Source organism: Dapis brunnea BLCC-M229, assembly GCF_050015995.1.
Lineage (GTDB): Bacteria > Cyanobacteriota > Cyanobacteriia > Cyanobacteriales > Microcoleaceae > Trichodesmium.
Window position 1 is genome coordinate 121,548 of sequence record NZ_JBNHEP010000047.1, and the last position, 11,938, is coordinate 133,485.

13 protein-coding genes are annotated in these 11,938 nt (G+C 38.3%); 4 read left to right on the plus strand and 9 right to left on the minus strand.

All coding sequences use genetic code 11. The features are described from left to right. Positions 1-332: 332 nt before the first annotated feature. Positions 333-2,855: a tetratricopeptide repeat protein gene (locus ACP6PM_RS04975; protein WP_426582393.1), complete on the minus strand. Its 2,523-nt coding sequence runs from the start codon at positions 2,853-2,855 to the stop codon at positions 333-335. Between the two features lie 369 nt (positions 2,856-3,224). On the opposite strand from ACP6PM_RS04975, the gene ACP6PM_RS04980 reads away from it, so the two are divergent. After that, the gene (locus tag ACP6PM_RS04980) at positions 3,225-3,887 is read left to right on the plus strand and encodes a PEP-CTERM sorting domain-containing protein (RefSeq protein WP_426582395.1); all 663 of its coding nucleotides are present in this window, start codon (positions 3,225-3,227) and stop codon (positions 3,885-3,887) included. A 468-nt stretch (positions 3,888-4,355) separates the two neighbouring features. Here ACP6PM_RS04980 and ACP6PM_RS04985 read toward each other — a convergent pair whose 3' ends face one another. Together ACP6PM_RS04985 and petL are read right to left on the minus strand one after the other, a co-directional pair. Next, a complete protein-coding gene (locus tag ACP6PM_RS04985) occupies positions 4,356-4,799 on the minus strand; it encodes a hypothetical protein (RefSeq protein ID WP_426582397.1) in 444 nt (147 codons plus the stop codon). 176 nt (positions 4,800-4,975) lie between these two features. After that, positions 4,976-5,077, minus strand: coding sequence for a cytochrome b6-f complex subunit PetL (petL, locus tag ACP6PM_RS04990; RefSeq protein ID WP_293097775.1), 102 nt, complete (start codon positions 5,075-5,077; stop codon positions 4,976-4,978). 83 nt (positions 5,078-5,160) lie between these two features. Here petL and aroB point away from each other — a divergent pair, with 83 nt between their 5' ends. Next, a complete protein-coding gene (gene aroB / locus ACP6PM_RS04995; RefSeq protein WP_426582399.1) occupies positions 5,161-6,252 on the plus strand; it encodes a 3-dehydroquinate synthase in 1,092 nt (363 codons plus the stop codon). A 278-nt stretch (positions 6,253-6,530) separates the two neighbouring features. Here the strand turns inward: aroB and ACP6PM_RS05000 are convergent, their stop codons facing one another. Then, on the minus strand, positions 6,531-7,412 hold the full coding sequence (locus ACP6PM_RS05000) for a helix-turn-helix domain-containing protein (RefSeq protein ID WP_426582400.1): 882 nt from the start codon (positions 7,410-7,412) through the stop codon (positions 6,531-6,533). 288 nt (positions 7,413-7,700) lie between these two features. Between ACP6PM_RS05000 and ACP6PM_RS05005 the strand changes: the two genes are divergently transcribed. Next, a complete protein-coding gene (locus ACP6PM_RS05005; protein ID WP_426582402.1) occupies positions 7,701-7,988 on the plus strand; it encodes a hypothetical protein in 288 nt (95 codons plus the stop codon). A 331-nt stretch (positions 7,989-8,319) separates the two neighbouring features. Here ACP6PM_RS05005 and ACP6PM_RS05010 read toward each other — a convergent pair whose 3' ends face one another. Together ACP6PM_RS05010 and ACP6PM_RS05015 are read right to left on the minus strand one after the other, a co-directional pair. Then, complete coding sequence (locus ACP6PM_RS05010; protein ID WP_426582404.1) at positions 8,320-8,499, minus strand: hypothetical protein; 180 nt, start codon at positions 8,497-8,499, stop codon at positions 8,320-8,322. Further along, on the minus strand, positions 8,492-8,671 hold the full coding sequence (locus ACP6PM_RS05015; protein ID WP_426582405.1) for a hypothetical protein: 180 nt from the start codon (positions 8,669-8,671) through the stop codon (positions 8,492-8,494). Before ACP6PM_RS05015 ends, ACP6PM_RS05010 begins: the two co-directional genes overlap by 8 nt. Positions 8,672-8,673: 2 nt before the next feature. Here ACP6PM_RS05015 and ACP6PM_RS05020 point away from each other — a divergent pair, with 2 nt between their 5' ends. Beyond that, positions 8,674-8,817, plus strand: a complete 144-nt coding sequence (locus ACP6PM_RS05020) for a hypothetical protein (protein ID WP_426582407.1) — start codon at positions 8,674-8,676, stop codon at positions 8,815-8,817. Between the two features lie 369 nt (positions 8,818-9,186). Here ACP6PM_RS05020 and ACP6PM_RS05025 read toward each other — a convergent pair whose 3' ends face one another. The 3 genes from ACP6PM_RS05025 to ACP6PM_RS05035 all read right to left on the minus strand — a co-directional run. Beyond that, on the minus strand, positions 9,187-9,312 hold the full coding sequence (locus ACP6PM_RS05025) for a hypothetical protein (RefSeq protein ID WP_426582409.1): 126 nt from the start codon (positions 9,310-9,312) through the stop codon (positions 9,187-9,189). 399 nt (positions 9,313-9,711) lie between these two features. Continuing rightward, complete coding sequence (locus tag ACP6PM_RS05030) at positions 9,712-10,617, minus strand: FG-GAP repeat domain-containing protein (protein ID WP_426582410.1); 906 nt, start codon at positions 10,615-10,617, stop codon at positions 9,712-9,714. 126 nt (positions 10,618-10,743) lie between these two features. Continuing rightward, positions 10,744-11,938 (minus strand): putative Ig domain-containing protein (locus tag ACP6PM_RS05035; protein ID WP_426582412.1); only part of this gene is annotated, 1,195 nt, incomplete at its 5' end.

Consider the following 11,938-nt stretch of genomic DNA (forward strand, 5'->3'; position numbering starts at 1 on the left):
ATGTCCGGATAATCAGTGATAAAAAACCTTCTCCCTTTTAACTTTTCTTGCCCTTCTGCCTTCTACCTTATGCCTTCTACCCTCTGCCTTCCTGAGTCCAAAGTGTAACTATTCAACCGGACATGATATTACGCATAGACCATATATGTAGAGTTCAAAAACTATAACGTTATAGTTTTTTGCGCTATATGTAGTACCCATGCCTAAGTCCTGGCTTTGCTGAAATTGATAGACCTGCTTTCAAGAGAAATTATAGTACATTTGTATGTGGGAAGTTTGGTAATACCAATTTTAGCTTATAAAATCTTACTTTTTACTTCCACGGAACGGTATTACTTAACATAAAACAACTCTGCATCATTTTCTACGCTTTTAGAAAATACTAATCCTATCTCTGTAGCAATCTTTCTTGCTTTTTTCAGATACTTGTGAGCTTGTTGCTGTTGTTCAGGATTAACTTGTAAAATAGTTAAACCCAGATAATAGTAATTATAGGCTTGCATAGAGCAAAATTCAGTTCCTTGCAGTAACTCTTCTAACTGTCTATATTTTGCTAGAGCTTCTGAATATTGACTTTGAGAGTAAAGCCAATTAGCATAACATTGTAGAGGATAAGCTATTGACCATTTTTCGCCTTGATTTACAGATAAATCCAAAGCTTTTTGATACCATTCTTGTGCTAGTTGTATTTGCTTTTTGCCAGAGTAGTAAGTTGCTAATTCTAACGCTAATAAACATTGTTGATTATTATCTTCTTGCTTGAGCAATCTTTGAGCTAAATCTAAAACCCTCTTAGCCACTTCAAAAGATTTCATCTCATTAAAACATCTGGCAATATTCCAGAGAATATTAAACTTTTTGATCCGGTCTCCTAGCTCATTTTGATTATATTTTTGAAAGAATGTTTGAACTTCAGCTATTTGCTCAATTTTGGGATTAAATAGTAATCGAAATAGCTTTTTCAACTCCCTTTTCAACTCTTGAGTAATGCCACCGAGTTTGGCATAAGCTGCTGCTGCCAGGAAATGACGCAAAGCTTTCCTAGGTCTATTTTTTTCGAGATAAACTGCTCCTAAACCATAAACTGCCAGAGCTTGCCAATAATTTTTACCTGAATTTGAGGCAATTTTATTAGCTTGTTGACAAGCCACTTCAGCCTTGTGTAAGTTCCCTTGATAACGATAAGCTTTACCGGCGATTGAATAAGCAGACATCCGAGCAAAAGTAACTTGTTCCTCTGACTCATATTTTTGGCTAGTAATGGCAAGAATTTGCTCACTAATTTTTAGTGCTTGACTATTCTTACCAACTTCTGAATAAATTGTTCCTAGAGGGATAAAAAGGAGAGCTTTTTTTATTCCTGATAAGTGATTTATAATTTTTTCGCTGCTAGAAATAAACCGCGACATATTATTCCACAGATTAGCTGTTCCCCGAAGATTTTCAATTTTATCTGCAGCTAAAACCTGGAACAATAAAACATTGCAACACTCCTCAAAATCTCTAATAACTGCCAAATGTTCAATAGCTTCAAAAGCATATTTCAGAGATTTTTCCGAGTCAACTTTCTCAACTTCATAGAGTTCGAGATAGAATTGGGCAGCAGCGCGGTTAGCTAACAACCATTCCTTAGACTGCTGCTTTTCATTGCTAATTTCCTCCTTTAATCTCTCCTTAGCTTTAGCTTGCATTACCGGATGGAGGTAATAACCACCGTCATCCCACCCAATTAACGCGCGATCGCGTAAAGCTTTGATTACCCTTTCTCGGCGCGATGCTGGTACATCCCACAACAAACATAAAAGCGCTCCTTTTGCTAAAATAGGAATTTCTTGATAGCGGTAACATCCTAAGCGACAAAGGAGTTGATAAGCTTGCTGATAATCACCCTTGAGTTTGTCAAACTGCCCTTCAATCAGGTTTTCCAAAGTAGGGTCGAGCAGCAAGTCGTGGCGATTTTCTTGCCAATATGCGTGTAAATTTCCTGCAAAGTCGAGGCGAATGGCATTGGCAAGAATACACATTGCTTCAGCATTACCACCATAAGTATAGTGCATTTCGTTTAAAGCACCAGTATCTATCTCAACCTGGTGAGTGTAGAAAAATTCTTGCCAAGCTGCCTCGCTCAACCCTGGCAAACGATAAGTTTCAACGATAACAGCAGACTCGCATAATTGTTCGCGACTGGTAATTAGAGTGACAGAGTTTAAACTGGGGTTTGCTAGCATCCTCAAAAGTTCCGCGTAGCAGCGATGCTGGGGAACAAAACGACCTCTTTGCAACGCTGTTCCCAGACGGTCGATGAGTATGCCAATTTTTTGTTTACTACTTTCGAGCTTACGTCGTAACCGATCTAAAGTAATCCCAAATTCTCTTCCCGGATCTTCAGCAAAATAGCATTGCAACCATTCCTCTATAGCTAATTCCACAGAGATGATATTTTCTCTTTCCATAGCGATATGCAATTTGATCGCCAAATCAAACCCTTGAGTATCAAAATAGTAGCGGGCTAAAGTAGTTTTACCTATACCCCCTTGCCCTTGAATGAGAATCAGTTTAGCCCCTTGGGCAGTAAGTTGGTTAAGGTCATTAATCGCCTCTTCCCGTCCGACAAAATTGGAGTCTGGTGCTATAGCCTTGGTTTGTTCGACAATTTCTTGCCAATTCACATTGACAGCTTTGCAAATATCTTGAAAAGTTTGTTGTTTAATTGGTTCTCTGCGCCAAAACCTTCTCAAGGTTGCTTCGGAGGTATAAGCAGCCTGTAACCATTGGGGAGAGGCTTTTGTCCAGTTTTTCCTGATTCTAGCCCGCTCCACAATTTTTAGTCCTTGTGGAGATGCTCTGAGGCCCATAATTTTTACTTTCTACTGGGTTGATATGGCAATATTCTGGTCATGCCTATTTACTTGGTAGTGCCCCAGGGTAGTTCAAAACTTGAACTTTGCAAGATGATTATGTTGTCTATACTACTTTAAGTTTACAGTTTTGCTCAGTTGTGCAGGGTAATTGTAAACAAATTTAACAATTTGAATAGGTAACTGAACAGATTGAATAGGTAAATGAACGGATAGGTGAACAGATAAATGAGCGATCGCTATTAGATAGCTTCTGTATTCTGAAGAATAATGGGACTTAGACAAAATAGAGTCATAAAATAGTCTCAAATATATACAGGTGTTCGGTAGAACAAAAAAAAATTGCCCTATTTAGAGAGATTCAAAATGAACAAGTTTTCAATTAAAGGTTTGCTAGGTATTTTGACTTTATTAGGAGCAACTCAATCTCCTGTACAAGCAGCAACAATGAAAGGATGGTTTGAGATTAGTGGTAAAGCGTCCTACTATGGCAATACTAAAGCTGATATCTATGCCTCTTACAATATAGAGAAAGATAGTCAAGATATGTTTAAATCTGGCACAATAAAATTCACCCAAAAAGATGCAGAAAAAAATAGTTTTGATAAATGGAATGGATGGGAAACAAAAGATATAAAAATAACAGATGTCAAATTTGGTAACGATTGGAATATTGAAAAAATGACTTTTAAAGACACTATGTTTGACCCCAAACCTCCATCTAGTTTTATAGATATGGGGATTGAAGGTATGATTGATGTGCTAAAACAAACGGGCACTATTACTGATAAATACACAAGAAAAAAAGATAATCGAGATTTCTCACACACTTTTATGATTGATAAGGTTAGTAATACAGATTTTGCTAATAAAAATAGACCTAGTTTTCCTCCTGTCGTAAATCCTAGTGGAACGCCCGAAGATAGTCCAATTTTAAGTGTTCCTGAACCCACATCAACCCTAGGACTACTAGCATTAGGTAGTATTGGTGCAGGTTCAATGGTCTTAAAACATCGCCAAAAACGCTAAGAGACTCTTTGTAAAGTTTTGTAAGGGAAAGCGTTGGCGGAGCCTAGCGACAGCTGTATCGCCTTTTGAATTGTAACAACTTGGTTATTTATCCGGTGAGTTTGCAGTCTGCACAACCCAATTTACCAGGGGTAAAAACACTTCATAATTCTTTACAAACAACCTCTAAGGGAGCTAAAAAAAACCCCAATAAATAACTTTGCGAGAAGCCTGCTACATTTCTACTGACCTGGCACGCTTAATTTCTGGCAATAGATTTTTATTGATTTTCTCAAGTACGATTGCTTATCTTATAGGGTGCGTTAATGAAATGTTCTGACTCAACTGCATGGTGGTAAATGGTGGGAGGTTTCTGGTAGAGGCGATCGCTACATACTAAAAACCGAAAGATAATAAACTGAAAATTGCCGAGATTGTTAATATTTCTTTCATGGTGGGCAATGGTTTGTGAGAATAATTTAGATGTTATTACTGGCTATTTTTGGCAAGACAACTTCCAGTAACGCAAGAAACTTCAATTAAATAGTCAACTGGAACAAAATTAGAAACCACGAAAGTGTATTTGCCTGTCTGCTCTAAAGCTAATTCAAATCTGACACCATGTGAGCTTTGAGAAGCAAGAGTCTTTCCTTCGGGATCGATGACTTCAACTATATTTTCATTGTCATTTCCAACATCAGAAGGATTGACACTACTAACTCTAAAGATTATGCGATCGCCAGCAGTGCCTTTGAGACGAAAAATATCGGAATCTCCGCTGCCTTCTAAGCTACAAGTCAAGTGGTCTCCATAATTAACTACCATGTCCGTTGGTTCAGGATCGCATTTTTTTGAATCTTGTGGGTATGTCGGTTGTGGGAAAAAGAGGGCAGATGCAGCCAGGATTAGCAAAAGTTTGTACGCGAGTTTCATAATTGTTTCCTGAATTATAATTAATACATGATATAATAATAATTTTGGCCTTCTGTAAAAGCTTATAGTCAGGGGAAAACTGTGATTCGCCTGCGCGATCCGTTCCGGAATCGCAACTTTCATGCAGCAAAACCCCGTCAAACTATCAAAAGTCTAACGGGAGAAATTCTACAATTCTAGATTAACTTAACAGCACGCAAGCCAAACATTAAAACTGTAGCTACACCTAAAAAAGCAACAAATAAGACAAAAAAAGCAATAATTCCTTCAACAGTCATTAATTTTTCTCCAAAATGGCGAATAAAACTATAAAATTAAGTCTAATATTTATTGTTCAAAATAGCAAAGTCCTAAACCACTCATGGCATCCATAACTGTTCAACTTCCCCAAAAATCCTATGAAATAGCGATCGCCCCCGGCAACCTCGACCAACTTGGCCCAAAAATGCTACCTCTTAATCTGGGCAAACAGGTCTTGCTAGTCTCTAACCCAGAAATATTTGCTCATTATGGGGAAAGAGCGATCGCCTCACTCCAACAAGCAGGTTTTGATGTCTCTCACTGCATCCTACCCGCAGGAGAAGAATATAAAACTCCTGAAACTCTTCACAATATTTATGATGCAGCTTTAGCACATCGTCTGGAACGCTCTTCGACAATGGTTGCTCTTGGTGGTGGAGTAGTTGGAGATATGACTGGGTTTGCTGCGGCGACTTGGTTGCGTGGTTTGAATGTGGTACAAGTTCCCACTTCTCTTCTGGCGATGGTGGATGCTGCTATTGGGGGAAAAACGGGAGTTAATCATCCTCAAGGAAAAAATCTTATCGGTGCTTTCCATCAACCACGTCTAGTATTAATTGACCCAAAGGTACTAAAGACTTTACCCGTGCGAGAATTTCGGGGAGGGATGGCAGAAGTAATTAAATATGGAGTAATTTGGGATGCGGAATTATTTGCTCAGATGGAGAATAGTCAGGGTCTTGATGAAATTAATAATTTAACACCAGGGTTATTAGAGGAAATTTTGATTAGGTCTTGCCAAAGTAAGGCAGATGTCGTAGCAAAGGATGAGAAAGAGTCTGGGTTAAGAGCAATTTTGAATTATGGTCATACCATAGGTCATGCAGTGGAAAGTTTGACTGGTTATACTGTGGTGACTCATGGGGAGGCGGTAGGTATTGGGATGGTGGCAGCAAGTCGGTTAGCCGTAGAGTTAGGAATGTGGGATGAGGTGAGCGATCGCCGTCAGTTAGGTTTGATAGAAAAAGCTAGTTTGCCGACAAAGTTGCCGAGTGGGTTGGATATTGAGGATATTTTGGTTTCTTTACAGACTGATAAAAAGGTAAAAGCAGGTAAGGTGCGGTTTGTTTTACCGACTGGAGTAGGAGTAGTGACAGTGACAGATAAGGTAAGTGCAGATGTGTTGAGGATAGTATTGCCAGGGATGGGTTAATTCAGTTATCAATTATCAGTGATGGACTTTAATTTTGTTAATAGGACTTACGCAAAGAAACCTGGTTTTTAGAATAAATAGTTTCAATATATAGACATCTACGAAAAAACTCGGTTTCTGGGTTGCCCATGTAATATCATGTCCGGTTGAATAGTTATAAATAAAAATGGAGGAGTAATGAGTAATGAGTAATGAGTTATGAGTTATGAGGAGGGAATTTTAAGCTATAAATGAAGAGAAAGTTTTTTTATCACTAATTATCCGGACATGATATAATTTCATGTCTCTTTGAATAACCAGTGACTGACTAAAATTAAACAGCTTTCATGTTCAATCTCAGTCATCATTTTCAAGAATGTTTTGTAATCTCTATATTCTGGTTGATACTGTCCGGCAAATTGTTGTTCTGTAAAAATATTGTGAACATCATCAAAGACAATTAAGCATTTTTTCTGGCGTAAAATATCAAATAACTTTCTCCAGGTTTCTTCATTAAGACCGACACTATCATTTCCCAGAGAAAAATTATTGAATATTTCAGTTAAAAGCAAATTTAACGGTTGAGGAAATCTTAAACTTTTCCACATCAGAACATCAAAATATTTACTGTTTAAATCGATGAATCTTTTCACTAAAGTTGTTTTACCAATTCCACTTAATCCTAAAACACTAATCAAATGAGCTTTTTGTAAAAATATCCAATCATGGATAATTTTCAGCTCTTCATTTCTGCCATAAAAAAAATTAATTTTAGGTGCTATTCCTAAATCTTCATAGGAGGATGTAGAGTCAACTTTATTTTCAATACCTGGTTGTTGTTGTGGTTGCTCAGATATTGGCGAACAGAAATTAAAAATATGGTGATGATTTTTATGATTAAACAAATTAATAAATGATGAATTTATAAATAATCTTTCTATCGTTGAGCGAAAATTATTTTTATTAATATCTTCCCCTAACTGCTTGGATAAAATTTGCCATAATCTATAACCCACATCCCTAACTCGACTCTCACTGCGATGACATTCTTCTCCAATTTGACTATAACTTTTACCTTGCCAGACTCCTTGAATAACTACCTGTTGAAGATCGTCTAAGTGTTTACCAGTTCCCTCGAAAACTAACCGATCTGCTAATTGTAATACCTCTTCAATAGTCATAAACTCCAGATTATAGTTAAGTTTTAGGTATTATAACTTAATTTTACACGGCAATTCACGACATTTTCAGACTTTAATATTAGTTATTAGTCTAGAAAACATAAGATTTAATAGGATATTTTACGTTAGCTGTGCCTGGAAACAAAAGATTATACTGGAAGAAAAGTTAAGCTAAGTTCATCTATCAAAATTGCTTTTATGTATAGCGTAAATAAATTCAATATTGTCAAGATATTTGTTTTAGTCGGGGTAATTCTTTCCTCCTCATCATGTGAAAGTATTGGAAATATGAAACAGCAAGGACTTCTGAAAAAAGTAGAGGAGGCATCAGCAAATTATTACTGTGAATATCATACACCTTACCCCAATAACGAGACTGACTCGGCATATGAATATAGACAGAGAAAAATTGAGGCTGAACGCCAAAATTTAGAACTTGTAGAGATTAGAGCCAAGCAAGCTGGCTTGACAGAAGAAACAATTCAAGAAGCTAGGAATGTTGGGGAAGCTAAAGGTCGCAGAAAAGTTGCTAGAAGAGGCAGTAACGTAATTTGTTACGATTTTGGTAGAGACTAAGTTAGAACTAAAAATCTTAAATATTGTAGGTTGGGTTGAGGAACCGAAACCCAACATTCTTCTAATTTTTGTGAGGTTATATAATCTCCGGTTAAATAGTTATAATTAAAGTTATTAATAAGGCTTCATCCCTATCTATAAATTAAGGCTTTAGCCCTACTACAAACAATCAATTATATAAATTAAAATTCCCAATAGAGATTCTAAATTTCCAATAAAATGCTCACCCACTTCAATTTTTTGTGAGGTTATATAATCTCCGGTTAAATAGTTATAATTAAAGTTATTAATAAGGCTTCATCCCTATCTATAAATTAAGGCTTTAGCCCTACTACAAACAATCAATTATATAAATTAAAATTCCCAATAGAGATTCTAAATTTCCAATAAAATGCTCACCCACTTCAATATCAACTTGATTTTCTATCAACCTTAAAAACTTCCAATTACTACTATTTTTCACAATTCCATAAACACTAGAAATTTGATTATTTTTTTGTTGGTTAAACAATGGTCACCACAGGAGCAGTTACTTCTAACTGTTTCGGAGAATAACTAATTATAAAATCACATCTTCCTGTTAATCCCTTGCTTTTATCAACATTAAACTCTGTCCCAGAAAATAAACTAATTTGCCGATTAAAGTATTTTCTGAGTTCTACAATAATTGGAGAAATAATCAATTATGTTTGCGGAGCATTCCGTCAGGAAACGAGCTTTTTCTGTATCAATTTCTAATGCTAAAGGAATATTTTTAGCTAAAATTTATTTCAGTAAAGCACTAGGATTTACAGATTCTATTGACTTAAATAATTCTATTCTCTCCTGAAGTATCAGATTAAATTCAGATTCTAGTTGTGAGAGAGTAAATTCACTGTAAGACATACCACAAAGGAAGAAGAAAGAATAAAAAAGGAAGAAGTTGGAAAAATCTCATAAATCAATTTATTCTACCCACTTAAACTTCTTATATTCGACTAGATTTCAGATTTATAATTTTTCATAATCGCCTTTGTAATTTGACTTGAGATATTTTGATTGGCGATCGCTCTGAGAAAAAAATGTCAGGAAGAAGGAAGAAGTTATAAAAATCTCATCAAAAAATTCATTCTAGGAAATCTACAGTATTTGACAACTCTAGTAAGATTATTTTTTTACTATAAACTACTTTCAATTTCAGATTTCTAAATCAATTCTATTATTTTTGAGCATTCCTAAAATATTCTATTTGAAAGAAATATTTTACCATACTATGGCCAATTTCTTCCAAAAGCACCGCAACGGCGAGATCGAGATTGCCACCGTCGAATAACGACTCTGACAAAAAGATCTGATTAGTGTTCGCCGCAAAAGCCCCAATGCTCCATTGAGGTACGATCGCCATCGGAACTCAATGGAGGGCAGGAGGGCAGGGGCAGTCTCCCAGACTATGGCGCCTGTGCGACCAAGTCCTCAACCGCTGAGGTAGTAATCCCGTCTGCAAAGGCCAGCCTTAGCCGTTCCCTGAAATCTACAAAAATCTAATAAAATCTATGATTATCTGATTTTTAGTCTATTTCTGTTCCTGCTTCCACCTGGTAACGTCGGCGTTATCAAGTCCAAAGGCTGTCACGGTCGAACTGACTACCATAGCTAAATAGTGGGTGTCCATTTTGATAAGGTTTAAAAAATGTCCTAACCGCCTTGGCGGTTGCTATAATGCCTGATTAAATCTGACTAAAGGTTAAGTCAATGCCCTTGACATCGGTACCAAAGCCACCGTCTTGACTGCCGTCAAAGAATAGGTGGTACTACCGGTATTCTCAAAATAATTGAGATTGCCGTCAAGTTCCCCAACAATCAGATCTAAGTCCCCATCTCCATCGAGATCCGCAAAGGTAGGGGCGCTAGAGTACCCCACATCAATGCCATCAAAGGGATTATTAGTGCCGGTTTGTTCTACAAAATCAAATCTATTGATCTCAAAGTAATTGAGAGTGCCAAAACTTTCCCCAACAATCAAATCTAAGGCTCCATCCTCATCGAGATCCGCAAAGGTTGGAGTGCTAAAATTCCCCACATCAATGCCATCAAAGGGGTTATCAGTGCCGGTTTGTGCTAGGTAGAGAGGGTTGGTGGCACTACCGGTATTCTCAAAGTAATAGAGATTGCCGTCAAGTTCCCCAACAATCAGATATAAGTCCCCATCTCCATCGAGATCCGCAAAGGTAGGGGCGCTAAGGTACCCAAAATCAATGCCATTAAAGGGGTTATCAGTGCTGGTTTGTGCTAGGTAGAGGGGGTTGGTGACAGTACCGGTATTCTCAAAATAATTGAGAGGTTCGTACAAGTCCCCAACAATCAGGTCTAAGTCCCCATCCCCATCAACATCCGCAAAGGTTGGAGTGCTATACTCCCCATCAATGCTATTAAAGGGGTTATCAGTGCCGGTTTGTGCTAGGTAGAGGGGGTTGGTGGTACTACCGGTATTCTCAAAATAATTGAGATTGCCGTCAAGTTCCCCAACAATCAGATCTAAGTCCCCATCTCCATCGAGATCCGCAAAGGTAGGGGCGCTAGAGTACCCCACATCAATGCCATCAAAGGGATTATTAGTGCCGGTTTGCTCGTTAACGTTAAAAATGCTCATGATAATTCGTTAATCAACAACAAAAGTAAACATTGGGTAGAAAAACCCTCTACCCTGGGTGAACCTTGCCCCACAACTGCCAACAAGTAGCTTACCTATCAGCCACCCATTGCTGGGGTTGAAATCTTAACTTATAAGGTCGGCAACGGTGGTGAAGTCTTCTGCCCCCAGAACGCTAGCATCAACTCCCAACAACCTGGCTAAAGTATTTCCTTCAGCTTTAATCAAAGTAGATCCAGCATTAGACTGGAAGGACAAGTCAGCAAAACCTAGACCTCCGGTCAAAAGAAAAGAATCAGTGCCGTCTTCATAGTCATTAATAGTATCTCGTCCTTGATTGGGGGTAAGAACAAACTCATCTGCATCAGCACCACCAGTTAAGAAGTCTTGACCGTTACCACCAATCAAACGATCGCTTCCCTGACCACCCAAGAGAATATCAACGCCATTACCACCATCAAGCAGGTCATCACCAGCATTACCCCGTAGCTCGTCACTACTACCACCACCAAATAGAGTATCGTTGTTATTACCACCCCGGAGTTCGTCAGTGCCGCCATCGCCGGAGATAATGTCATTACCACTACCTCCTCTGAGGTCGTCATTGCCGCTACCACCTGCAAGGTTGTCATCGCCTCCTTTACCGAGGACAGTATCATTGCCAGCTCTGCCTTTAATGGTTTCATTGTTGCTGTCACCGGTGAGAGAATCGTCACCACTGGTGCCAAGAAGAGTCTGTGTAATAGAATTACTGGGGAAGTTGACAACCAGGTCAAAGGTATCACTGACAGTACTATTCACGCCATCATCAGAGGTGACTGAAACACTAATGGTGCCTAGATCGGTGCTGGTGGGAAAACCACTGAATGTGTTAGTTGTGGCATCAAAGGTCAACCAGTCTGGAAGAGGGTCTCCATTGGCGAGAATAGCTGTGAAATTCAGATTGTCGCCATTAAGATCGTTAAAGGTGTCCTCAGGAATCTCAAATTTAAAGGGAGTGTAGGCATCAATATTTTGATCGCTGATGGGATTATCAACGGTGGGAAAACTATTACTATTGTTCTGGTAGTAATTGAGATCGCCGTCATTGTTCCCAACAATCAAATCTAAGTCCCCATCCTCATCGAGATCGGCAAAGTTTGGAGTGCTAGACCGAAACTTCACCACATCAATGTCATTAAAGGGGTTGTCAGTGCCGATTTGTTCTAGGTATATGGGGTTGGTGACAGTACCTGTATTCTCAAAGTAATTGAGATTGCCTGCAAGTTCCCCAACAATCAGATCTAAGTCCCCATCCCCATCGAGATCCGCAAAGGTTGGA